Genomic DNA, 25,007 nt, shown 5'->3' with positions numbered 1-25,007 from the left:
ATCGGCTGACTGCCGGCCTTGCGATGCCTCGTGTTTGACCGACGGAAGCAAAACCACAATATTGCGCCACTCAGAAGGGCGGTGGGATCCCCATGATGGCTGTCTGCCCATCAGATAGCGGACGACGGCGTGTCCGGCCAGCCGGTGTACTGCTCGGCCAAGAACGCCTTGCCGTGCTGTGAATCGACAACGGCGCGCAGCTCTCCCAATCGCCGAGCCGCAATGAACTCATTCTCGTCCGGCTCCTGGTGCAACATACCAGTCATCCAATACGAGAAATTCTGTGCCTTCCAGACCCTGGCCAGGGCCGTGTCCGAGTATTCCTCGAGCAGGCGCTCATCCTTGTCACGAACCGCGACGGCCAGGGCCGGAGCGAGTACGCGTACGTCGGCCAGCGCCAGATTGAGGCCCTTCGCTCCGGTCGGCGGGACGGTGTGGGCGGCGTCGCCAGCGAGGAAAAGATGCTTGTGGTGCATGGGATCGCACACAAAGGAACGGAATTTCAGCACGGATTTGTCGAAAATCGGACCGGTCTTCAACCGCAGACCATCCGGACCGTCTACACGCTTCTGAAGCTCGGCCCAAATATCCTCATCGCTCCAGGAATCCGGATCCGTTTCAGGATCGCATTGAAAATACATGCGCTGAACATCGGCACTGCGTTGTGAGATCAACGCGAAACCGTGCGGAGACCGTGCATAAATGAGTTCGGGGGCGCTCGGAGGAGCTTCGGTAAGGATTCCGAACCACGCGAACGGATACTCACTTACGTAATGGCGTCGGAGATCTTCAGGAATCGACGCGCGACACGTCGACCGGGAGCCGTCCGCGCCGACGACGTAGCGTGAGCGAATCTCGTGAGGAATTTCGCCGTCGTCGACGAAATATATCCCCGGACGATCTGACTCGACGTCCACCGGCCGGGCCTCGGTCACGTCATAGCGGACGTCCATCCCGTGGCGATGGGCCGCCGTCGAAAGGTCGTAGAAAAGCTCATTCTGCGGGTACAGCCAGACCGATTCTCCCACCAATGCTTGGAAATCCACACGATGGGATTGCCCGCCAAAGCGCAGATCGATACCGTCATGCCTGTGGCCCTCGGTCAGAACACGTGAGCCGAGGTCCTCGTGGGAAAGCATTTCGACGGAACCGTGCTCAAGAATCCCTGCCCGGTGGGTCCGGTGGATTGTCTCCTCTGACCTGGAATCGACGTTGACCGTGGACAATCCTTCGCGACGCAATAGGTGGGCGAGCATCAGTCCTGCTGGGCCTGCCCCTATAATTGCCACGTCCACCGAACGATCACTCATGACTTTCCCTCCTGAATTTGTGCCAGCTCACACCGAGTCGGCCCGAATCCCTAACCAGTGTTCGCATCTCGCACATGTGCTCGAGCAGAGGTCGCGTCGTTGGCGCGGGCCACGGACCGGCCAGGGTTGCCTCACTCCTGCGATACGAGCATGTCCGCCAGATGGTCGGTGGACCAGTCCTCGCCCGGTGCGACTATGCTTCCCCAACGTTTCCTACACGTACCACAGGCTTGTCGAAGATCAGTTTCTGCAGGGTGCCATCCTGACGAGTCTGCCCCGAGGCGTGAAGCAATAGTCAGAAGAGGGTTCCCGGAGCTATCGATCTCGTTGCTGCCGGTCGCCAAGTCTTTGTGAGCGTGGCGGATGTGCCGGTTCAGGTTTTCCAGGGCGTCGGGGTCGACGAATCGGTTGGTCTCACCGTTGGGCCGCCCCCAGAGACGCGGGACGAGGTAATCCGTCGCCTGCATTTTGGTGGTGTCCGCCGTCGTGGACAACTCATGTGCCAGATACCAGATGCGGTGGCCGAAGGATCCGGTCACAGACCGATTATTGCGGTGGTGCAGTTTGCCGGAGAGCTCAAGCCACGTCGTCAGGTCATTCCGTGGATCTTCTCCCATGGCAACGGCAATAGTTTTGTGAAGGACCAGAGACTCAAAGGGCGTCGGTTCAGTCCTCTCCATAGTGAGTGGCCCGACGAGTCTATAGAAGATCTCCCGAATCCCGTCCGAAAGTATCCGCAACGGCAGGCTACGGAAAAGCTCAGGGACCGTTTCGTACGTTGAAGCTTTGAGTGAATCACCGATGATCAGCTTCTTGCGTCCGGAGTCGGACCGATGGACAGCGACTGTGCTGGCGTGAGAACCGGTGCCGATCGTGCTCGGAAGCAAACACAGACGTGCACGCATCCTGTCATTCGTGGCTTTCGCGAACAAGAGGGGCGAACGCGCGGAGGAATTGAGCGCTCGAATCGAAATATTGCCGTTCATCACAGCACACGCCAACTTGGCGTGATCCATCACGGCCCCGCCGCCCATGGCTGTTATCGGGAGGGCCCCCTGCAAGGCGTCTCCTCGCAGCGCATTGATCGTTTCGTCCAAGGCGCTCTCCGGGCCGATGAGCCGAACTGCCGGATACTTCTCGGCGATTTCCTGAGCGTAGGGATTCGTATTGAGCAGGTGGGTGTCCGCCAGAATAACGCCCCGTTCGCGCGAGTTCACGTCCGATGCGTCGTCATCGCCGACAGGGTGACCTCAAAGATCCTTTCGAGGTCTTCAACCGGCGAAATCAGGGGTGGAACGATTTGCACACCCCGGACCGAAGGATGAACGACGACCCCGTTCTGCCTGATTTCATCTACTAGCCCGGCAACATCGATGGATCTGTTCGAGTCGGGGGAGTACTGGATCGTCTGAAAAGCCCCCGAGCCGACACTTTCCAGGCCGGGGACGTCTTCTACAATTGACCGGCTCAACTCCGTGGTCTCGCGTCTGACGTTCTCGTGTTCTTTGAGCTCGTGGTCGTTGTCAAAAATAGATGCTGTCACTGCGACGGCTGCCCCAACGAGCGGATGTCCGGCGCCGGTTTCCGCGTGCCAGATACCGACCTGCGGGTGATCGGAATAGCAAGCGTCCACGGTCTCTCCCAGAACCACGGCGCCACCGGGGACGGCCCCGTTGGTCAGCGCCTTCGATACCGCGAGGAGGTCGGGCCGAAATCCCCATTCGTCGGAGGCCAGCACGTTCGAGACCCTGCCGAAGCCCGTGGCGACTTCGTCGGCGATGACCAGGACGCCCATTTTCTGAAGCTGGCTCAGATTATCCAAGGCAGTCGATGAGAGGGGAACGGTTCCGGTGCCCGTGACGGGTTCCACTAGCACGGCCGCGATCCGAGGGATTTGTCGTTCCAACCGATTCAGAAGGTCCGGATCGTCGAGCTCGACTTTGAGGTGGTCGGACAGTGACACTCCGTAGAAACGCTTGTCGATGTCTTCATCCGTGACGGACATTGTGCCAATGGAGATTCCATGGAATGCATTCCCCACCGAGGCAATTTTTCGACGTGCCGGCTCCTCCTTCAGCAGGGAGTAGACGCGAGCAATTTTGATGGCCGCTTCGACACTCGAGGAACCACCTGTCGTCCAAACCACTCGCTTCCACGTTGTTCCGAGCGTTCGGAGCAGGGCGGCCGAGGCCTTCTCGGCGAACTCCGAGGAATAACGGAAGCAAGGGTAGAAAGAAAGCTGTCCGGACGCCTCCGCTATTGCGTGAGTGTAATCTTCACGGGAGTAGCCGAAGTTCACGTTCCACAGACCACTGGTGGCGCAGATTCTTTCCTTGCCATCGGCGAATGTGATCCGATTGCCGCGTGCACGAACCGCGACCTTGGAATCGTCCATGACGTCGCCGTATGTCGTGAGCCCTGGCCATGAGGGATTGGTCTGGCGGGTCATTTAGGCTTCTCCTTCCATGATGGTGGTATGCCCGAAGGGCCCGGAATCTGCCACGGGATGACGATGAATATCGGTGAATCCCGCTTCCCGCATTTCCTCGATTGCTTCATCCGGCGAAAGCACGGCTACGGAGTGGGTGAGGGCCACTTTTGATACGGCCTCGCCCTGGAAAGTGTGGGGGATGATGAGGACGTCCCGCTTACGCTGGTCTGGATCGGCCTCAACGCTGAACGTAGCCACCGTATCGATCTCGGGCAACAGGATCAGGGAATCGTGGCGTCCCTCGCCCATGGGGCTGAATTGCGTGACTATGACTTTTCCGCCCGCTGTGGTCGCCTCCCGCATTCGCCGCATGAGGTTGATCCGCTGTTCACGGGAGAAGAGAGTGATGGTCGATGCGGCTATGAGGGCTGCGTCGAAGTCAGCTCCCGGTATGGGATCGTGAAGAATGTCGGCTTCTTGGACTGTCAGTCTCGCGGCGAGCCTGGCTTTGCCAGACAATTTACCGGTCAGGAGACGGAGCATCTCTGCAGAGTTGTCGAGCGCCGTCACCCGGTGACCTCGTGCAAGGAGAGGGAGAGTCACACGGCCGTCCCCGGATGCGAGCTCGAGGATTCTGTGGTTGCTTCCCAACAACTTCAGAATCGCGGATGGTTCGGCGTGATCTTCCCGAGTCATGGCGGCGTAAATAGCCGCACCCATGGGCCCGTACATTTCGTCGAATCTGAAACCACGGTCACGCAAGAAATCGGTGATCACTGTGCTCTCCTGGGTGTCGCCGGCTCTTCGGAACCGACCGGGACATCACGAGTTTTCACGAGACACCTTCCCTGTGCGAGGGTCCACGGATATGGTTTTTCCGTCAACCAGAAAAGGAATGGCGGACCCCTCCGAACCGTTGAGATAGTCACCATCGGCGGCCCTCATCTCTATATCGCTGCGGGTCTGAGCACCGAGCGCACGGCGAACGTCAACGATTTCGAGGAACCGGGCAGCGCCCGCGTGGATCAGCTCTCGGGTCATTTCCTGATCTGGAGAACAATTCCACGTGCACTCTTTTGCCGCATCAAACGGAGGCCCGACTGGTGTCGTGCGCTGCGTGCCGTCTTCGGCGGTGATGTCCCGACGACTCGTCCCGCCGCAGTCACCTCTTCCGAGACCGCATTGGTCGGCGACTTGGACGAGAGGATTTGCCAAAAGTTCCGGAATGCTCCCCGATTCCTTGAATTCTTGCAGGTGTTCCAGAAACTCTGCGGCGTCATCCCCGTCGAGGACGCGCAGAATAGTGGGGCCTACAATCGGGATGAATTCGGCCCCTGAGTAGTTCTCCAGTTGCACGAGCAGTTCCCCACCGATCGCAACTTCGGCCGCAGTCTCCAGTCCATCTTCGGCTTCGAGGGGGAAGATATTGGACTCACCATCGGAGGAGATCAGCGTGATGTGGGGGTCCTTATCGCGGAGGTCGATTGTGACCCTTCCGCTTGAGCCGCCCAACAGATCGACGCCCTTGAAGAATTCGAGGAGATATTGTTCGGTATTCATGGTTCCTTCAGCAATAACAATGGGTACACGAATTCTGCCATGACCCTGAGGGCCGAATAAGGGAATGAGCCTCTTAAAAGCCTCCGGTATTCAGATCTGTGGCTGGAGGATTGGCATACTCGGTTGCTCAGTTGATCGCGGTGCGCTGCCCGAATACGGCAGGTTGAAAACGGGCTTCTTATGAATTGGCGTACGTCAGGCGGTCATCTCATTGAGCCTTGTGGAGGCTCTGGATTGTATGGGGGAGGAGACTGCGCCTGTGGTGAATGGAGGTCCGTCGCTTCGGCACATCCGGCCTGTCCTCAGGGGCACGTGCTCGCGGTGACGCGTGGCGTTCCCGATCAGCTTTGGCGCCATGTTCACACGATGTGACCAGGATTGATGGCCTTGCCGTGCGACGTTCCTGGACCGGTTCGAAAGAGTCAGGTGTGGGGCCCTCGATCAGGAGGGGCGGTGAGCCAGGTACCAGACTATTCCTAGACCGACGACGATCACCGCGGCAAGCGCAATGAGCGGGGCCACCACGGCGTCAGTCGATGCCGAAAAAACTACGATAATCGCGGCGATGAAAGCCATAGCGATGAATACCGCGCTGATTGCTCCCGTGTTCTGAGTGAATTTCATGCAGTCCTCCGTGGACAATTCTTGGTTTTTACCTCGGACAAAGCCTATCGAGTCGTCTGATTGGCATCAACAGTCCCCGGTGGCTCGAGGAGTTCGGCCATGCCACAATCAGTCCGTAAAACCGTGGAAATTTCGTGGGCGTGGTGTCTCGAAAGCACGGGTACCGGTATGCCGAGAAACCAGCCGGTATGGTCTCTCGACATGACCGGCCGGGGCAATTGCATGGGGTCCAGCTCCGACAATTTCTGCGCGGACGGGTAGGCCATCATGACTGCCACGTGTTGATAGAAGATGTTTTTCACGGCCTCCCACTCGGAAGGATCACGATATTTTTCTTGGATGTCTTGTAGACATTTCTTGTCTTTTCCGCGAACTACCGGTGCGAAGTATCGGGGAACTACGCTATGCCTGCGCTGCTCGTCGTGGAGAGTCAAAGTATTCGGCGTTGCACTGAGAAATTCCGGGACAAACCCTTGATGCGTCATCCTCCACCAGTAGTCCCAGTCTTCGAGGCCCCACGGCTTGTCGCTCCACGGCCCGGTGATGTTCGCGGCGTCGCGGGTGAGAATCACTCGGCTGGGTTCGAAAAGAGGATTGAGGGTTTGTAACGAGGGTGACCAGGTGATCTGGTGAAGGGGGATACCTGGCGGCTCCGTAGTTAGCCCCCGATCGTATACCGCGCTGGCCACGACCCACGAACAGTTTGTCTTCTCGAGTCTCTCCAACCCGGCTGCCAGCCAGTCTTCATGGAAGGTGTCGTCGTGATCCAGCAACGCAATCGAGGCAGCGACGCTGCGATCAATCCCGTATTGCCGCGTGAGCCCTGCACTGCCTTTCCTCGGTGCAACCATGAATTCGAAGCGATCGTCGTCTGCCATGTTCGCGGCGATGACCTGGAACGCCTCATCTGGGGGCCCATCACTGACTACCTTCGCCGTGAAGCGCTCGTATGATTGGGCCGCCACGGAGGCGAGCGTTTTTGCTAGGGCGTCACCTCGCCGATAGGTAGGGATGACGACCACGACATCGGGAACGAACATGGTTTCCGCCTACCCACTGAAGTAATTCGCGACGTGGGCCCACAACGGGGTGTTTCCCTTCAGGGTGGTGGCAGTACCTCCGGTGCAACCGCTCAGCGCCGTAGGCGAGGTGGGCGTCTCGGCGACAGACCCGGGGCTCTGGACCGGGAGGGGGACGACGAATGCGGACGTGAAATCGATCTGGCCGGATTTCTCGAAAGATCCTTGGATCTCCGCACAGTGCTTGGGCAGCAGTCCATTGCTTCGCAAACGGTAGGTACGGTCGGCCACCACGGGAGGTTCCCCGATGGCGCTCCCACTGAGATGAACGGTGTTGCCCTCGGACCACCATATGGCTGCGTCGTGCTGAGGTGTCGGAATCCAAGCCATTGCGCAGACTCCGGCAACGACGACTACAAGACCGGCAAGCCGTCGGGTCAGAACAGAACCGCGCCGGTGAGCCGCTACGAGTTCGCGTCGGGCCCACCCAACGATCACGGATAGGACCCAGAAGATATACATCAAGAGGATCAAGCCCTGCGCGAGGGGCAACGAGGCGAAAAGGGAAGAAATGTACAGTACGGCGAAGGTGAGAGCCGCAAAGATGGAAATGATGCAGGCGGCGCCGAACGCGACCAGGCGAGGTTGGTGCGATGGTGCTTTCCCTCGGGCTCCGAACAGGAGCGTTCCCAAGGTCGATGAGAACGCGGTCATGGAACGCTGGTGAAGAAACGGAAGGTCCAAACCGGAAATGATGGCCACATACCCGTCGAATTTCAGGAAGGGGTAGCAATTGACCATCGCCTGGAAAAAAGCGGCGATGCCAATGGTGGAGAGAACAGCTCCACTGTGTGAGCTCAATGCGGCTCCCAGCACACTGAAGATTCCGGCGAGGGAGGCCTGCGTGAGCGGTCCGGCGGCGGCAACCCATACGCGTGATCTGCGGCGCGGAAGAGCCCAGGCTGCGGATACGTCGCAATAGAAGGCGGGCATCAGGTAGATCAGGAGAAAACCCATGGAACGTGGCTTTCCTCCTTGCCACGCCAGTGTGAGCGCGTGCCCGCATTCGTGGAGAACATTGATGACGAGAAGACTGGCGAGAATGCCGATGACCTGCGATGGGCCGGTCTGTTGGGTAACGAAGTCGAACGTTCTGCGTGCTACGACGAACTGTGCGATCAAACCGGCGACCATCAGGAACAAGGCGCAACCGAAGTAGAAACGACCTGGTAATCGACGCAATTTAACTGCGAGGGGGCCGACCAGGCGATGGCTATTGAGGATGACACGGAGCTGAATTCGGAAACCAGGAAGGCGACGCACCCGACCGGGGCGATCGCCCGGTGCCGGTTGTGAAGCCGGGACGATCAGGCCGAGCCTTTCCAATTTCTCAGTGGAGGCCCGAACGGTGGCTTCATCCCATCTCGCGTCGAGGGGAAACTCCTCTGGGCCAGCCGTCAGGTGTTGAATGAGATATCCGATGTCGTACCCGAGTCTCTGGATTTTTCCTGACTCGGACACGAGGACCCAATATGCTGGCTGGCCATCGGCGTTTTCGGCCTTGTGCAGGTCACCGTGGACCCGGTATCTGGAAGTCACAGTGTGGAGCTCCTCATGAGCCGGGCGTGAGGAATGATCCTCACGCCCGGTTGGCATAGTTGTACTCGGTCGGCATTCAGGTTGCGATAGCCGCAGCCGCGCCCACGTATGCCGCTCCTGCAGCGGTGCCAATACCGGCACCTACTTTAAAACCGTCCCAGAAAGTGGGAGCCTCCAGGGATTCGAGGTCATCGATGTCGAGCATGAGTTCATTTGCTGGCATTGCAGTGGCCATTCGTGTCACCTCCCTCCGAATTTCAACTGACTGTTGGCATTAGGGGTGATTAGGTGAGCGCGAGTGCGCCTCCGCCGTACACAATGGCTCCGGCGACTACCGTTCCAGCTCCGACACCGGCCGCGGTGCTCCAGAATCCGGGAGCCTCAAGGCTCTCCAAATTGTCAATACCAAGATCAAGATCGATATTCTGGTTTTCGATTTGGGCTGTCATCTTACCCCCTCTCCATAATGAGTTGACACGAGTAGCATAGTACTGAACCGTCAGGGGAATGTCGATGACTGATAGAGTTTCCCGTTGATTCGGGCTCGGCAATCGAATAACCACGTCGATTTGAGCTGGGTCTCGGCGGGCAATGGCGATTGATGTCCATACGAGTCGAATTTTGTTCCACAGTAAAACTATGTGTAATGACTCCCTGGCGAACTTGATTCCACGTGAATGCACTTTGTTTTATGTACGGTCGATTGTCGCAATTGATGAGGGATGTCTCTGGCGGGTGATCCTGGTCAACGCGATGCCCGCGGTGCCGCCCCTGGCCAAGGACGTTGCCACGTGCGAAGAGGAACGGGGCCGTGCCGACCCGCCGGGCCTCGTCCATCCATCGCCCAAGGTTCGCCGTCGATGTCGGTGGGAAAATCGGCCCTCATTACTAATTGGTGTGTCTGACGCCGAAAACGAACCATGCCACGCTCGTCGTCCGACCCCTTGATTCGTTCAATACTCTGACGACAGTTAATTCGGATGATTCTCATGGAATGCGCTCTCCTATGGCGCCCTTGGCCGAATGCGGTGAGGGTACCTATGTATATAGGGCACAAACAGACGTGACTCAACGGCTTGACGGGGTGTAGCGATCTTCTCCTGGCGTCTCAGATCCCCCTGGGCTTGCTAGCGGTTGTGGGGCATTGCGCCCCAGGTCCCTCGGCCTGTAGGAGGTACAACTGGTCCGGTCAAGGACGTGAACTATCGAACAAATGCGCAAGTTTTAGGATGCCGGATTCGATCCGCTCATGGGGAATGGACGCGAAACCGATCCGTAAATAGCAATTGTCGGGGTGGGGTTCAGCGAAATATTTTTCGCCGGAATCGAATAGAATTCCCTGCTTTTTGGCTCGGTGTCGCAGTTCCCTCGTGTCCACGTGATCGGGAGCTTTGAGCCAAAGCCCGGTGCCTCCTGGTGGGAGCATTTGCCTGCCGGGGAACACCTCGCGAGCGATCTTCGCTGCGGTATGCCATCGAGTATTTAACGCTCGCCTATATGACTGCAATGACGCCTTGAAATCGCCGCTTTGGTACATCAAGGCAACGGCCCGCTGAATCTGTCCAGGCGGTTGCCTGTGTTGGTATCGTCTGATTCTTCGCAAGATGGTGATGAGAGGCTCCGGCCCAACCAAAAAGCCGATTCGGATGCCTGGAGCCAGAACCTTGGACATGGTGCCAAGGTAGATGGTCCGCCCGTTGGGGTCTAAAGCCGCCATGGCAGGGGAGGGCTGTCCCTCATAGCGCAATTCCGAGTCGTAATCGTCCTCGATAATGATGAAATTGTGCCGTACGGCATCGGCGATAAAGTCAAGGCGACGCTTGGCCGTCAACGTGACATTGGTGGGATGCTGATGACTGGGCGTCAGATAGACCAATTTGGCGTGCGAATAGGACTTCTGCGGAACGGCTCCCTCGTCGTCCACGGGAAGGGATCCGAGTCTGGCGCCCGCCCGCGAGAAGACGTGACGGGCATCCATATAACCTGGGCTTTCCACCAACGCGGCATCACCTGGATGTAACAGACATTCACTGAGAAGCTGTAGTCCCTGTTGACTGCCCAGAGTCACGAGTACATTTTTCGGTTCAACAAAAATCCCCCGTGCCGGCAAAATCTGCTGACAGATGTTTTCCAACAGCAACGGGTCGTCCACAAGGACATCGTCCAAGCTGGCGTGACGGTGCTCATCACTGCTCAAGGAGGCCTTGAGTGCCCGTAACCAAGCCGCTGTAGGAAAGTGCATAGGGTCGTGTTGACCGGTGACGAAGGGGTAGTCGTACGTCCACCACCGCGGCTGCCTGTCCAATTCAGGCAGTGGCGGAGCTGCTGTGGAAGCCAGCTGAACCCAGTCGACCTCGCGGCAGGTGCCATGAGGGCCGGAATCATCGTCGTGGCCAACGGTAATAGGGCTGATGTGGTGGCTGACAAAATATCCAGATCGTGGTTTGGCCACAATAAACCCATCCTCGAGCAGCCCACTGTATGCAACTTGGACGGTGGTTCTGGAAATGCCGAATATCTCTGCAATGTGGCGCCCTGAGGGGATCCTTGTGCCGGTGGGCCAGATGCCAGAAGCGATGAAACCCTCCACCGTCCGGCGGACACGGAGGTGCAACGGCGTCCCTGGCGGGGCCTGAACCAACGTCAGATCCTTCGGCATCTGTTGCCGTGTTCTAGCCATGTGTCGAGAGTAACAGGCCGGTTCTCATTCTGGCATGGTAAATGGTCAGCATTCTGGCCCTTGTGCAGGCCAGCAGGCGCCAGAATAATGTGACTCGGTCCACTTCAAAGGAGAGGCAATGATTCCCAGGATGGCGAGTGTGGTCATCGCTCTAATTGCACCAACCATAATTGTGACGGTCGGAATTCTAGTGCTCGGCGGATCGACCGCCACAGTCTTCGGCATACCGTTGGTTCTGCTGTTTATGTTTGTGATGTTCCCGGTGATGAGCTTCGCAATGTGGATGAGTTGGCACCTCTTCGACAAGCACGCGGACTACCAGCTTGACGAACTTGAAGACCCGGTCTCGGAGGTGTCTTCATGACGATTGTCATGTTTGTGGTGGTGTTACTGCTCGCCGTGGCGATCGGTCTGTATTCTCGCGTTGGTGCCGGCAAGTCGACCGCGGACTTCATGGTGGGTGGCAGAAGCTTCGGTTCCGTAATGGTGTTCATCATGGTTGTGGGAGAGGTCTACTCCATCGGTACCATTATCGGTTTTCCGGGAGGCGTATACGCTAACGGTGTTGGTTTCGCGGTGTGGTTCATGGGCTACATCCTCTTGGGATACCCCATCGGTTATTTTCTGCTGCCTTTGTTGTGGAAAGCCGGACGCATGTACAACGCCATGACTTTGCCGGACATCTTTCGGGGGCATTTCAAATCCCGCTCATTGGAGCTAACGGCCGCTTTGATCGCCGTTGTTTTCCTGGTGCCTTGGGCCCAATTGCAGCTGACAGGCCTGGAGGTTGCTCTCAACGGCCTTGGTTTGGGCTTGACGCCACTGGCTACGGTGCTTATCGGGGTAGGTATATCCCTGGTCTTCGTTCTCCTGTCGGGGATCAGGGCGCCAGCCTTCGTCAGTTTCCTGAAGGATTTCGCTTTGATTGCCGTGATCCTGGTAGTCGCCGGTTTCGTGCTGTACAAGGTCCCCAACGTTGCCACCATCGTTGCCGATGCCAACCTGGGCTCAGCGCACACCACAATCCCGGGCGGGGCGCCGATGGTTAGCACCATCTCGACTCTCTTGTTCCAAACCTTGGGCTTCTATATGTTCCCGTTTGTGATCCAGGCTGTGCTCAGTGGCAAGTCGCCCATTAGTATCAGGCGCACCCAGATCGCGATGCCGCTTTATATGCTCATGTACCCGTTCATCCTGCTGACCTCTTTCTTTGCGATTTCTGCGGTGCCCGGCCTGACCGGGGCGGACACCAACCTGGCCTTCATCGAGGTGGCACGCCAGCTCTTGCCCGACTGGCTGGTGGGTTTGGTCGCCGGCGGAGCGGCTCTGTGCGCGATCGTGGTTCTTGCGGCCTCAGCATTGGTCATTGGTACTTTGTTCTCCAGAAATGTTTTGCCCCATGTCAGCGAAGCCAAGCAAAAGCCCCTGACGCAGGTGGTGATCTTCGTTTACCTGGCAGTCTCCATTGTGTTGACTCTCGTTGTCCCTACCATCATGGGGACATTGATCAACACCTCTTACTACGGGCTGACTCAGTTCATCGTTCCCGTCGTGCTAATGATTTTCCCGACCCGGGTCCGGCCGGGCGTGATGGCCCTCGGACTTGCGGTGGGCGCTCTGGCGTCCGTCGGGATCTACCTCTCGGGAGCCACGTTGGGTGGGCTCAACATCGGCGTTCCTGCCCTCGCGGCGAACTTGCTGGTGCTGGTCATCGGGAGACTGGTGGTTCCAGCCGCAACCGCTTCCCGGTCCCTCGCCGCACGGCGGCGCACTTTACCTTCCGATGCAAGTCACACGACCAAGAAAGTGGGCGCTTCTTAAATGTCAGCTACTATCTTCGCCAACGGGACTATTCGATTGGATGCTTGGGGCGATCCCGTAGAGGCCCTTGCCGTGAAACAAGGCAAAGTCATCGGCGCAGGGCCGCTGGAGGAAGTTGAGGCGACAGCCGGGGCGGCGCCGCGGCGTGTCAATCTCGACGGCGCCACAGCGGTCCCGGGGCTGATCGAGTCCCACGTTCACCCCGTGTTCTTCGGACTGACCAGGAACTGGACTGATTGCCGGAGCCCCCTGAACGGTTCGATCGCAGATATCCAGGGCGCATTGCGACGAGACCTGGCCACTGTGCCCACTGGCAAGTGGCTTCGCGGTTGGGGCTATGACGACACCATGCTGCTCGAAAACCGCCATCCTCACCGAGACGACCTGGATGCCGTCAGCCGTGAGGTCCCCTTGGTGGTCTCTCACATTTCAGGGCACTTTGTTGTGGCGAACTCCCTCGCTCTTGAGCTCGCCGGCATTCATGAAGATCGGGCAGATCCCGCGAACGGGCACTTTGTTCGAGATGAATCCGGAAGATTGACCGGCCTGTTGTGGGAGATGGGGGCAGTGCACGCAGTCCTTGACGCTATGCCACAGGCTTCGGCATCCGATGTTGAAGAGGCGGCTCTCTACGCGGCTGACGTGGGCGTCCAACGCGGCATGACATCCATCCATGACCTCGGCGTCGGCATCATGGCCGGGGACCTGGAGATTCAGGCGTGGCGGAAGCTGGCCGCAGATTCCAAGATCCCCCTCAGGGTGACCGGCTATGTCAGGGCAGATCTCGCACAAGGCTATGTGGAAAGCGCGCCCGACCTGTTCACCCGTCCCGCGTCGGGAAAATATCGGGTAGCCGGGGCCAAGTTCTGGTCGGACGGATCGATCCAGGGGCTTTCGGGCGCGCTGAAAGAGCCATATTCATGTCAAGATTCCGAATGCGGAGAACTGCTGTATTCCCCCGAAGAATTGGTGGAACTCCTGGGCCACGTTGATGCCGCGGGCGGCCAATGCGCGGTCCACGCCAACGGCGATCGTGCCATCTCTACAGTGGCAGGGGCCTTTGCCGCCTTGCGCGGGAGCTCGAACCAGAGCGATCCGAGGCACCGGGTGGAGCATCTGCAGATGGCATCGGATGAAGACATCTCGTCGCTGGTCGAGTCGGGCTCGGTGGCCTCCATTTTCGCCAATCACGTCTACTACTGGGGCGACCGTCATCGCGATCGTTTCATTGGGGCCGAACGTGCTGCCAGGATCGATCCCACGCGGGACGCTCGGAACGGTGGCCTCCACTTCGGCATGCATTCGGATTGCCCGATAACACCGATGGATGCTTTGGCTACCTTTCGTACGGCGGTGACGAGGCAGACCAGCGGTGGCTCAGTTCTGGGCGAGGCACAGCGAATTGACCAACGTGCAGCATTGCATGCCCTGACTGCGGACAGCGCCTACCTGACCCACGACGAGGGTCACTTGGGTACGCTGACCACCGGAATGGACGCCGACCTGAGCATCCTTGACCAAGACATCGTGGGCTTGGGCATCGAACAAACCCAGGATGTCTCAGCCGTAGCAACGGTGGTAGGAGGAGATTTCGTTTACAACCATGGCGGATTCTGAAGATGACGACCTGATTATCCGGTCCATTATTGTCCCCGATGGCCTTCGGTCCGCCTGAACACTGTGGATGTCGCCCCAGGGCAGGGAAAGCTTCGCGGTAAAGTACGGCGCGTGTCTTCTGGCGGCCCATCATCGGGAAACCAGGGCTATCTTCTAAACCGTCACAGTCCGCAGCATGAGTTCGGATGCGAGGTTTGCGCATACCCAACCTCTAGCTGTCAGTCTTCTCGCCAACGTAGGCTTCCATGGTCGATCGAAGCTCAGAGATGAATTCCTCGAGTTGCAGTAGCACGTCATCTGGATATTTGCTCATCACGTCGTCGATCCGCGTACCGAGAGGGTCGAAAAAATCGTCGGTGACCTTCTGTATTTCGGCGGTTGAATGCAGGGTGACAATGCGGCGGTCGGCGTGCTCATGCGAGCGGATCACGTAACCGGCTGTTTCGAGGCGATTCAGCAGCGACGACGTCGCTCCGGCAGTCAAGCCGACTCGTTCTCTGAGACGAGCGGGGGAGAGCGGGGTTCCGCGCTCTTCGGCAGCAAGAATTTCGATGACGGCGGACGCATCCGTGTGGTGCAAGCCAAGACTGGCTGCGAACCGACGTCCTACCTCACCGTAGGTGCTCCCGTAGCCGCGGAGTACCTCGATCATACGTTCACGTTGTTGCACCACGGTCTGGCGCGCCTCATTACCCAAACTTACCTACTTCGTCAGAGGACCTCATTTGACAAGATATCATCGCACCAAATAGTTTCACTATGAAACTATTTGGTCGTGTAAATATATGTGGAGGTTTTGATGGCGGCAGTATCGGCAACGGCTCGGCGTTGGTTGGGCCTGATAGCCCTGGCCCTGGGGGTCGCATTGATCGTCGTGGATACCACGGTCGTCAACGTGGTCATCCCCTCAATGATTGAGGATCTGGGGATTGATTCGTCGCAGGCCCAATGGGTCCAAGAGTCCTACGCCATCGTGTTCGCCGCTCTGCTGCTCGTCGTCGGACGTATCGCTGACCTGCGAGGGGCGCGGTTCATATTTGTCACCGGTGTGATCGCCTTTGGCGTCACGAGCCTGCTCGCAGCCATAGCCCCAACCGGCGAAATTCTCATACTCGCTCGGTTCTTGCAGGGCGTTGGCGCGGCCTTGATTCTGCCGACGACGTTATCTTTGCTCAACTACATGTTCACCGGTAAGGCTCGCGGCCAAGCATTTGCCGTATGGGGCGCAACGATCGGTGCAGCCACCGCTCTTGGGCCGGTCCTCGGTGGGTGGCTGTCCGAGCATGCGTCCTGGCGGTGGGCTTTTGGCATCAATATTCCGCTGACGGTCATGATTCTCCTGCTCTCCCTAGTTTTCATCAGTCGTTCCCCGCACACATCGGGCCGCGTGGATGGCATGGGCGCTCTGCTGTCGGTCGCAGGGCTGGGACTGCTTGCCTTCGGAATAATCGAGGGTCGCGTCTATGGCTGGATGACGAGCCAGCACGAATTTTCACTCTTCGGACTCACCTGGGACAAGGGGCTTTCACCAGCATTCGTCGCTCTGCTCGTGGGTGCAGTTGTCATGGCGGCGTTCGTATGGCGACAAGTCGTCCTCAGTCGCGGCGGCCACAATGACAAACCCCTCATGGACGTCAGGCTGTTTTCGATCGCTTCATTTCGTAACGGCAATATCGCAACCGTGATCATTGGCCTGGGGGAATACGGAATCATTGCTGTCATGCCCCTCTGGCTGCAGTTCACCCTCGACTACCCGTCGCTCCAGGCCGGACTCGCGCTCGTCCCAATCGCCATCGGAAGCTTCGTTGCCAGTGGCGTGACCTTTCCTCTTGCACACAGAATTTCGGCTCTGGCATTCGTGCGAATCGGCCTTATCGTAGAAATCATTGGGCTGGCCGGCCTTGGCACCGTCGCTGCAACCACCGATTCGCCCTGGTGGCTGATTGCATTCGTATTGTTCATTTACGGGGCCGGTGTCGGCTTTGCGACCGCTCAAGTTACCAACGTAGTGCTCGCCGACGTCCCCGAACAAGAAGGGGGGCAAAGCTCGGCGATCCAGAGTACGTTCCGTCAACTTGGCTCAGCTCTGGGCATCGCCGCCCTCACAACCGTGTTCTTCTCCGCCATTAGCGCGAAGCTGAAAGCTACCCTGGTTGACGCCGGCATGTCCTCTCAAGAGGGGGACAAATTCTCCAGTGCAGTCACAGACAGCGGCGGAGCAGCGATTGCGCCGTTGGCCCAGAATCCGTCCACTGCTTCCATCGCCGATGCTGCCCACGATGCCATGACCCACGGACTCGCCCTCGGTTCCTACCTCGCGGCAGCATTCCTGGTTCTGGGCGTCATCGCGACATTCTTCATACCGAATGGACCTGTTTCAAATGATAGGCCGGATGAGTTGGAATTAAGATGATCACGAAGAAATTATCGCCCTAAAGTATTCGATTATATCCAAGGCTTAATTCATATGTTTTACAATCGACAAGAAAGTAGAGTGAATAATCAAGGTGTCTTATTGGCACGACGTTGTTCGGCCGTTGAGTAATCGCGTTCTTGATGTCGTCCGCAACATCGTGGAAATATTCAAAAGCCATACAAGAGCACCTTCTGGAAAAGAAACTTTCAGCCCGGATCCGGTTTTGGCCTGGTCCAAAAAGTCCGGGAAATAACTGGCTGGACTGTTGCTGGATTCGAAGGTGGAGTTGCATTTCCCCTTGATATTCCTGGGTGCTTGCGTGAGAGGTCGATGAGGGCCCGTTACGTTGATTTGAATTCGTTGCCAAAGTAACTCGGAGCCTCGGTATGTATTGCGTGCCTAGTCATCGGAATAGCGAGCCGCAGAAGGTCCGGGCTGGTGCGGCGCTACGGTGAAAACATTCTGGCTCAGGGATTCGTATTCGACTTGGACTACGCCGTGCAACCGGATATTTCGGCGGTCGCGAGCTGACGGACAAGCACTCGTCCACCTTGGATCGGTGCTGATTTGTTTCCTGGTTCACGGATGGGCCCGGACACAGTGCTAACGTCGAATATGTGCAGTTGAATTCCACAGAACATCAAGGATCCGTCACCGGCACTCTGAGCATTCCAGTGTCCAAGTACCATGTGCATCGCGCGCTGGTTCTGGCCGGGCTAGCCGATGGCGTCAGTATCCTGCACGGTGTCTCGCACACCAGGCAGGCCGAATGGACTATCGCATGTTTGCGGGCCCTCGGAGTAGGAATCACCGTCACGAAAGACGCGTATATCGTCACCGGGACGGGTGGTCGTTTCCGTAGCGTACCGATTCGAGAGCGTGGATCGGACGGTGGTGAAGGTCTGCTCGATGTCGGGGCTTCTGGTACCACCCTGTACTTCCTCACTGGCTTGGCTTGCTTGGCCGATAGCCCGATAACCCTGACGGGCATGAAGTATTTCCGGCGACGGCCGATCAAGGCCCTCCTCGACTCTCTCCAGCAAATGGGCGTTGAGCTCTCATCCGAGGATGACTGCCCGCCGATCACCGTCCAGCCCGGTCGTCCCCGAGGGGGCGACGTCGAGATCGCCGGGACCCTCTCTCAGTGGATCTCAGGCCTATTGCTCCTGGCTCCTTTCGCGGAGACGGACACGACGATTCACGTGACCGGCGGCAAGCTCAACGAGGGATCCTACGTGGATCTGACCTTGCGCCTGATGCGCCATTGGGGTCTGGACGTCGAGGTCAGCGAGGACGAGCTGACTTACCGAATCCCTGCGGGGCAGACCCCGAAGGCTCGGGACTACACGATTCCGGCGGATATTGGATCGGCGGCTTTCGGGATCTCGGCTGCTGCGTTGCACCCGGCCGACGTCCTGCTCGAAGGACTCACTACAGCAACCTCCGCCGAAGCGGATCACCCGGAGGCCGAGTTCCTCGACATCGTCACCGAGATGGGGGTTCCTCTGACCAGGGATCCGGAGACCGGATGGGTGCGTATCCACCATGATGGCCTGACCCTCCAGCCCTTCGATCTCGACGCGACGACCTTCCCTGACCTGGTCCCCGTTCTTTCGGCTCTTGCCTGCTTTGCCGATGGCACGAGCCATCTGCGCAACGTTGGCCATGCTCGCCTCAAGGAATCAGACCGGGTTGCAGCGATGCTCCAGGTCAACCGACTGGGCGGGCACGCTGAGCAGGAAGCTACCGCCCTGCACATCACCGGCATCGAGAATGGAAGGGGAACCGGAGCCGCGCTGTCGAGCTTTAACGACCATCGTGTGCTCATGGCCCTGGCCGTGGCCGCTACGAGGTGTCAGGGGGTCACCAGCCTGACCTATCCCCATGCGTATCGGACCTCATATCCGGAGTTTCTCGACGCGATGGAGAGCATCGGTCTGAGCATCGGAGTGGGCTCGGACCCGCGTCGGGAGAAGCATTCTGAACCCGCGCGCGGCACCGAACCCGCACTCGAGTCTGCTCCCCGGCATCCGGAGGAGGCCGTGCCCCACGAGGACGCTGTATTCCCTCGTCTGGTGCGAGAACGCGCGGAGCGGAGCCCCGAGGAGGCTGCGGTGATCGAGGTTGCCGAGGGCGAGGCCGCCTCCACCACGAGCTGGGCCGAGCTTCAGGAGGAAGCCGACCGGATCTCGCAGATGCTCATCGAATTGGGCACGGTCCGCGGCGACGCCATCGCAGTGCAACTGCCCAACTGGCGCGAGTTCGTCGCCGTGTCACTGGGGGCGATGCAGATCGGGGCAGTCGTCACACCGATCATGCCGGTCTTCGGCCCGCGGGAAGTTTGCATGACCTTGGTCCGCTCGAAGGCCAAGATCCTCTTCCTGCCCGACCTGTTCCGCGGCCGCCGCGCCGCTCTCGAACTCTTGGCCGTGGCCGACGAGGCCGAGGCCACCGGCCGCAAGCTCGCGCTGGAGAACATTGTGGTCGTTCAGTCCGCGGCCCGCGGCGGCGAGGGGATCAAGGGTCTGTCGCCCATTCCAGAGGAGGCGGCAGCTCGTTGGAACGCTTCCGACTGGACCTGGCGCTATTACGACCGGGCTCTGGCTTCGGTAACTCCGGATCGGGGAACCATTGCCGACCGAATGCCCAGCGAGGAGGACATCTGCCAATTGCTGTTCACCTCCGGTACCACGGGCGAACCCAAGGGTGTTCAGCATCCGTATCGTACTTTGGGCCAGGCCACTTCCATGCACGTTGCCCGCTCGGGTCTGGGCTCGGAGGATCGGATCTTCGTGCCGAGCCCGCTGGCTCACCAGACCGGTTTCCTGTATGGGATGTTATTGGCCTTCCGGCTTGGCGTCGCCCAGGTGATCCAGCCGATCTGGTCAGGAGAGAAGGCCCTGGATCAGGCCTTCGAGCAGGCTAAGGTATCCTTCGTCCAGGCCGCGACCCCGTTCCTGATGGACCTCGTCGGGCTCGTGGAGTCCGGACAGAGGGAAGCGCCCGAGAGCCTGACGACCTTTGTTGCTACGGGGGCTGCGGTTCCGCGCGAACTGGCCCAGCGGGCTACGAAGGTTCTCGAGACCTCCGTGCTCGGGGCCTTTGGCACCACGGAGACCTGCCTGGCCACGTTGTCGGGCCCCGCCGATGTCCCGGAGAGCATGTGGGGTACCGACGGACGGGCTCTTCCGGGGATCACCCTGCGCATCGTCGACGATGAGGGGCACGAGGTTCCCGCGGGCGTCGAGGGAAACTTCGAGTTTGCCTCGCCGACCCTGTTCGGCGGCTATCTCGAGCGTTCGGACCTCACCGCGGAGGTCTTCACGGACGATGACTTCTACCGGACGGGCGATCTCGCCGTCATAGACGAGAACGGTTATCTCAAGGTCACTGGCCGTGTCAAAGACATCATCAACCGCGGAGGGGAGAAGATTCCGGTCAGCGAGATCGAGAACCTGCTCTTCCGGCACCCTTTGGTGGCCGACGTCGCCCTAGTGGCGATGCCGGATCCGCGGCTCGGTGAACGCGGTTGCGCTTACCTGGTTGACGCCCAGAAGGACCGGACCCTCGACCTGTCCGGCATTCAGGAGTACCTCTCCGGTGCTGGCGTGTCGAAGTACTACTGGCCCGAGCGCGTCGAGCATATCGACGAAATGCCGCGCAACGCCTCGGGGAAGATTCAGAAGAACGTTTTGCGCGAGGCCGCAGCGGCCCTCGCCGCCGACGGCCGCGATGGCCGGAAAGAGAGCTGATATCAGCATGGTCGATAACAACACCCTGAACCTTGGCGAGTTCCTGGACGAGGTGCGAGCTTGGGTCGCCGGACCCGGCGAGGAATGGGCCGAACGCATCGAGGACACCGGCACGGTACCGGATGAGCTGGTGACCGAACTTCGCGAGCGTGGATGGCTGTCCCTCGCGGCCCCGCAGGAACTCGGTGGGGCCGGGATGTCCTTCTCCGATTACCTTCAGGTTCTGGAAGCGATTTCCAAGTCCCACGCATCCATTCGAATGCTCGTGCACGTGAACAACGGGACGTGGCGGGCGATGGCTCCTTACGCCTCCCCGGAGCTGCGGGATGAGGTCCTCATTCCCGCGGTCAAGGCAGACAAGCGCGTGGCCTTCACCCTGACCGAGCATGACCGCGGATCGGGAGCCGATATCGGCACGACGGTTCGCCGCGAAGGCGACGAATACGTGATGAATGGTGAAAAGCATCTGATCACCTTCGGGGTGAAAGCCGATTACCTGCTGATCACCGCACGCCTGGAGGGAACCTCCGGCAAGGACGGACTCGTGAGCTTCACGATGCCCAATCATCTGCCCGGCGCGGAGGTCATTGACGACTCCGAGACGATGGGTGTGCGCGGAACCGATCACGCGACCCTGCGCTTCGAGGAGACACGTTTCCCGGCCCGCTATCGCCTCGGCGCGGAGGGGCAAGGTCTCGAGATCGCCCTCGGCGGATTCCTGACCCCCAGCCGGGTCGGAGTGGCCATGAGTTGCGTCGGGCTGGCCGAACGTGCCCAGGAACTCGCCATCGAATACGCGAACGAGCGTGTGACCTTCGGGAAGCCGTTGGCCAAGCGCCAGGCGATTCAGTTCATGCTCTCTGAGAACTATGCGCGCCTTGCCGCGGCCAAAGCGCTGGTGATGCAGGCGGCTCGTGCCTACGAGGTTGGCGCTCCGGACGCCGGCGAGCTCTCTTCCGCTGCGAAACTCACCGCCGTGGATATGCTCACTTTCGTGACCGACAATGCCCTGCAGGTTCATGGCGGCCGCGGATACTGGAAGAAGAACCCCATCGAACGCGTCTACCGGGATGCCCGTGCCCAGCGTTTCGAAGAGGGAACCAACGAGATTCAGAAGCAGGTAATCTCCCGAGGCGTCCTCTCGGGAACCGTCTCTACCGAAGGAGGACAGTGGTGAGCGAATCTCCTCGCGTCATCGTCATTACCGGGGCCAGCCGAGGAATCGGCAGGTTGTTGGCCCAGCGGCTAGGTGCGCAGGGTGCCCATCTGGTCATCAACTACAAGGCCAATTCCGAACTCGCTGAGGAGTCTCTTGCGGCCGTGCGTGAAGCGGGCGGTGGCGGGATCACGGTCCAGGCCGACGTCGAGTCCCCCGAGGGCGTCGACGAGCTCTTCGCGGCAGTGGATGCCGCTTATGACCATGTGGATGCGTTCGTAGCCAATGCCGCGGCCTCTGCATTCAAACCGGTCAAAGACCTGAAAGTTCACCATCTGGACCGAAGCTACGCGATGAACGTCCGCAGTTTCGTGCTCGGGGCGCAGCGCGCCGCCGAACGCATGCGTGACGGCGGAAAGATCGTCTACATGTCCAGCTACGGATCGCATTCAGCCTTCCCGACGTACGCGGCCCTCGGAGCCGCCAAGGCCATGGGCGAGCAGTACATGCGTTACATGGCCGTCGAGTTCGGTCCGCGCAATATCACTGTCAACGCCGTCAACGGCGGCCTGATCGACACGGACTCCCTGGACTTCTTCTACAACAAGGTCCCGGGCATGGCAGACATCGACTCCGTGGTGGAGAAGTTGCCGCTGGGCCGCCCGGCCACCGCTGAGGACATGGCCCAAGCGGCGCTGTTCTTGCTTTCGGAGCAGGCCGGATACATCACGGGCCAGGTGCTTAACGTCGACGGTGGACTGTCCGTGATCGCCCCGCCCTACTGGGCCGACACCAAGGAACCCTTGCGCGAGGCGGTGTTCGGGCAGGAGTGAGCACTCCTTTTCCTCGCATCGCAACACCCCTCGCCGTCGGGAATCTGAGGCTTCCGCATCGCATTGTAATGGGCTCCATGCACACGGGCCGCGAGCACGATGCAACCGCCCTGGGCGCGTTCTACGCAGAGCGTGCCCGGGGCGGGGCAGGTCTGATGGTCACGGGCGGACTCGCAGTCAACCACGCCGGATCCGGTGGCGAGGACTACGTAGTGCTCACCGATCCGGCCGTGATCGCGAGCCTCGCGGAGGCCGTCAAAGCCGTACACGCCGAGAATGGGCTGATTGCCGCCCAGCTCTTCCACGCCGGTCGCTACGCGGTCGGCGACTGGGCCGTCGCGCCGTCACCGATCCCGTGGGGTGCGGCGCGCGGCATCGTTCCCACGGAGCTCGACGAGGCCGGGATACGCTCTACGATTGACGATTTTGCCGCAGCGGCCGCAGCGGCCCGAGCTGCTGGCTTCGATGCCGTGGAAATCATGGCCTCCGAGGGGTACCTGCTCAATCAATTTCTCTCCCCGCTGACCAACGTCCGAGAAGATGCCTGGGGTGGAGATGCCGGGGCCCGAATGCGCTTTCCACTTGCAGTCTTGCGGGCCGTGCGGGAGGCCGTAGGCTCGGACATACCTGTGATCGTCCGGCTCTCCGTTGAGGACCTGATGCCGGGCTCCACGGTTCCCGAGGAGGTCGATGCCTTCGCCCTGGCATTGGCGGATGAGGGAGCCGATGCGCTGAGCATGGGGGTGGGGTGGCACGAGTCCCGGGTCCCGACCGTACAGTCCTCGATTCCTCACGGTGCTTGGGTCGCGTATGGTGAGCGCGTCGCCGACGTCGTTCATGCCGTTCATCCGGATCTGCCTTTCATCGCCTCCAACCGCATCGTGGATCTGACCGAAGCCGAAGAGATTCTGGCCCGTGGTCGCGTCGATGCCGTGGCGATGGCCCGGCCTTTCCTCGCGGATGCGGACCTGATGGCCCGTTCCTTGGCCGGAAACGCCAGCCTGGTCAACCGCTGCATTGGGTGCAATCAGGCCTGCATTGACCGTTCGATGTCTTTTACCCCCGTATCCTGCCTGGTCAATCCGCGGGCGGGGCAGGAATCCAGCTTCCCGCTGGAGCCCTCGCCCGAGCCCCGTTCCATGGCTGTGGTAGGCGGTGGCCCGGCCGGGCTGGCCGCGGCCGAGGACCTGGTTCTCCGGGGTCATCGTGTAACTGTCTTCGAGAGTTCCCCCGCACTGGGCGGTCAGTTCAAGCTTGCCGCCCGGGTTCCCGGCAAGGAGGATTACGGGGTCATGGTCGCGGCGGCCGAGGAGCGGCTCAAGCGGGCAGGCGTTCGTCTCGAGCTCGATCATGCCCCGGATGCGGGCGAGCTCGCCGGTTTCGACGGCGTCGTGCTCGCAACCGGCGTCAGGCCTCGCGGTATCGATCTGCCCGGCGCCGACCAGGCCCATGTCATCGGTTATGAGAAGGCCTTGCGTGACGGAGTCGCCCCTGGTCCTGTGGCGATCATCGGCGGAGGCGGTATCGGCGTGGATGTGGCTGCCTCCCTGGTGGAGACCGAGTATCCCGCTTGGCGGTGGGTCGGTTTCGCGCAGCGATTCGACGTCGAGCCGACGGTTCTTGCCCCCACGAGCGCTCTCGCCGAGCGACGGGGGACCCCACGGCCTGCTCCCAGACCAGGCCAGCAGGTGACCCTCATGCGACGTTCTGGACGCTTCGGTCAGGGGACAGGCAAGACGACCCGATGGGTCAACGTCGGAGTACTCCGTGATGCCGGGGTCTCCATGCTCAATGACCTCGACTACGTGGGCATCACGCACGATGCCGTCGAGATTTCCCGCGAGGGGAAGACCGAACGGATCCCCGCTAACACCGTGGTCGTCTGCGCGGGCCAGGAATCCTCTGATCCGCTCTCAGCACGGCTCGAGGCCACGGGCGTTCCCTTCGAAGTGGTCGGCGGGGCACGAGAGGCGCGCGCCGTGGACGCCGTACGCGCGACGAGCGAAGGCCTGGCAGCGGCCCGCCGTCTCACCGCGATCTGAGCGTTCGTGCCTTGACGCCCTTTTAAAGGGGGCGCTGATGCGGGCTCATCGCAGAGGGGCCTTCGCGGGGATACCTACCGGGGCTTATCAGAGCTTGCTAGAGTTGTTCTTCTCTAGCGTCCTCGAGCACAGCATCTTCGATGTGGC

At 59.9% G+C, this 25,007-nt stretch carries 20 protein-coding genes and 1 pseudogene; 8 read left to right on the top strand and 13 right to left on the bottom strand.

What is annotated here, in order from left to right:
• Positions 1-110 precede the first annotated feature (110 nt).
• The 12 genes and pseudogenes from sake_RS07175 to sake_RS13625 form a co-directional block, all read right to left on the bottom strand.
• Positions 111-1,310 carry a 4-hydroxybenzoate 3-monooxygenase gene (locus tag sake_RS07175; RefSeq protein WP_178945705.1) on the bottom strand — a complete coding sequence of 400 codons (1,200 nt, stop codon included), beginning with the start codon at positions 1,308-1,310 and terminating at the stop codon, positions 111-113.
• Between the two features lie 131 nt (positions 1,311-1,441).
• Positions 1,442-2,527, bottom strand: a complete 1,086-nt coding sequence (locus sake_RS07170; RefSeq protein WP_178945704.1) for an iron-containing alcohol dehydrogenase — start codon at positions 2,525-2,527, stop codon at positions 1,442-1,444.
• On the bottom strand, positions 2,524-3,759 hold the full coding sequence (locus sake_RS07165) for an aminotransferase class III-fold pyridoxal phosphate-dependent enzyme (protein ID WP_129359571.1): 1,236 nt from the start codon (positions 3,757-3,759) through the stop codon (positions 2,524-2,526). The genes sake_RS07170 and sake_RS07165 overlap by 4 nt, the downstream gene beginning before the upstream one ends.
• Positions 3,760-4,518 (bottom strand): class I SAM-dependent methyltransferase, encoded by a 759-nt coding sequence (locus sake_RS07160; protein WP_129359572.1) that lies wholly within the window; start codon positions 4,516-4,518, stop codon positions 3,760-3,762. It lies immediately after the preceding gene.
• A gap of 45 nt (positions 4,519-4,563) precedes the next feature.
• Positions 4,564-5,301 carry a hypothetical protein gene (locus sake_RS07155; protein WP_129359573.1) on the bottom strand — a complete coding sequence of 246 codons (738 nt, stop codon included), beginning with the start codon at positions 5,299-5,301 and terminating at the stop codon, positions 4,564-4,566.
• Positions 5,302-5,742: 441 nt separating this feature from the next.
• Positions 5,743-5,925, bottom strand: coding sequence for a hypothetical protein (locus sake_RS07150; RefSeq protein WP_129359574.1), 183 nt, complete (start codon positions 5,923-5,925; stop codon positions 5,743-5,745).
• A gap of 44 nt (positions 5,926-5,969) precedes the next feature.
• Positions 5,970-6,965 (bottom strand): glycosyltransferase family 2 protein, encoded by a 996-nt coding sequence (locus tag sake_RS07145; RefSeq protein WP_178945703.1) that lies wholly within the window; start codon positions 6,963-6,965, stop codon positions 5,970-5,972.
• Positions 6,966-6,974: 9 nt separating this feature from the next.
• Positions 6,975-8,543 carry a hypothetical protein gene (locus sake_RS07140; protein WP_178945702.1) on the bottom strand — a complete coding sequence of 523 codons (1,569 nt, stop codon included), beginning with the start codon at positions 8,541-8,543 and terminating at the stop codon, positions 6,975-6,977.
• A gap of 76 nt (positions 8,544-8,619) precedes the next feature.
• A complete protein-coding gene (locus sake_RS07135; RefSeq protein ID WP_165000960.1) occupies positions 8,620-8,778 on the bottom strand; it encodes a daptide-type RiPP in 159 nt (52 codons plus the stop codon).
• A 49-nt stretch (positions 8,779-8,827) separates the two neighbouring features.
• On the bottom strand, positions 8,828-8,992 hold the full coding sequence (locus tag sake_RS07130) for a daptide-type RiPP (RefSeq protein ID WP_165000961.1): 165 nt from the start codon (positions 8,990-8,992) through the stop codon (positions 8,828-8,830).
• 740 nt (positions 8,993-9,732) lie between these two features.
• Positions 9,733-10,695, bottom strand: coding sequence for a PLP-dependent aminotransferase family protein (locus sake_RS13445; protein WP_243155659.1), 963 nt, complete (start codon positions 10,693-10,695; stop codon positions 9,733-9,735).
• Positions 10,696-10,977: 282 nt separating this feature from the next.
• Positions 10,978-11,202, bottom strand: a pseudogene (locus tag sake_RS13625) (GntR family transcriptional regulator); the annotation flags it as partial.
• Positions 11,203-11,341: 139 nt separating this feature from the next.
• Between sake_RS13625 and sake_RS07120 the strand changes: the two are divergent.
• From sake_RS07120 to sake_RS07110, 3 genes are read left to right on the top strand one after another with little or no spacing between them, the layout of a single operon-like run.
• Entirely contained in the window at positions 11,342-11,587 is a 246-nt protein-coding gene (locus sake_RS07120; protein ID WP_129359578.1) for a hypothetical protein, read from the top strand.
• Positions 11,584-13,044, top strand: coding sequence for a sodium:solute symporter (locus sake_RS07115; protein WP_178945700.1), 1,461 nt, complete (start codon positions 11,584-11,586; stop codon positions 13,042-13,044). Before sake_RS07120 ends, sake_RS07115 begins: the two co-directional genes overlap by 4 nt.
• On the top strand, positions 13,045-14,661 hold the full coding sequence (locus sake_RS07110) for an amidohydrolase (protein ID WP_178945699.1): 1,617 nt from the start codon (positions 13,045-13,047) through the stop codon (positions 14,659-14,661).
• 211 nt (positions 14,662-14,872) lie between these two features.
• On the opposite strand, the gene sake_RS07105 is transcribed toward sake_RS07110, so the two are convergent.
• Positions 14,873-15,313: a MarR family winged helix-turn-helix transcriptional regulator gene (locus sake_RS07105; RefSeq protein WP_129359581.1), complete on the bottom strand. Its 441-nt coding sequence runs from the start codon at positions 15,311-15,313 to the stop codon at positions 14,873-14,875.
• 147 nt (positions 15,314-15,460) lie between these two features.
• Here sake_RS07105 and sake_RS07100 point away from each other — a divergent pair, with 147 nt between their 5' ends.
• From sake_RS07100 to sake_RS07080, 5 genes are all read left to right on the top strand, one after another.
• Positions 15,461-17,074, top strand: coding sequence for a DHA2 family efflux MFS transporter permease subunit (locus sake_RS07100; RefSeq protein ID WP_178945698.1), 1,614 nt, complete (start codon positions 15,461-15,463; stop codon positions 17,072-17,074).
• Positions 17,075-17,700: 626 nt separating this feature from the next.
• A complete protein-coding gene (aroA, locus tag sake_RS07095) occupies positions 17,701-20,829 on the top strand; it encodes a 3-phosphoshikimate 1-carboxyvinyltransferase (protein WP_197964411.1) in 3,129 nt (1,042 codons plus the stop codon).
• 7 nt (positions 20,830-20,836) lie between these two features.
• Positions 20,837-22,006, top strand: coding sequence for an acyl-CoA dehydrogenase family protein (locus tag sake_RS07090; protein WP_178945696.1), 1,170 nt, complete (start codon positions 20,837-20,839; stop codon positions 22,004-22,006).
• A complete protein-coding gene (locus sake_RS07085; protein ID WP_197964410.1) occupies positions 22,003-22,818 on the top strand; it encodes an SDR family oxidoreductase in 816 nt (271 codons plus the stop codon). Before sake_RS07090 ends, sake_RS07085 begins: the two co-directional genes overlap by 4 nt.
• Positions 22,815-24,860, top strand: coding sequence for an FAD-dependent oxidoreductase (locus sake_RS07080; protein ID WP_197964409.1), 2,046 nt, complete (start codon positions 22,815-22,817; stop codon positions 24,858-24,860). The genes sake_RS07085 and sake_RS07080 overlap by 4 nt, the downstream gene beginning before the upstream one ends.
• Positions 24,861-25,007: the final 147 nt, after the last annotated feature.

This window comes from Kocuria sp. TGY1127_2, assembly GCF_013394385.1.
Taxonomy (GTDB): Bacteria; Actinomycetota; Actinomycetes; order Actinomycetales; family Micrococcaceae; genus Rothia.
Note: the sequence above shows the minus strand (reverse complement) of the source record. Positions and strands in the feature narration are given on the sequence as shown.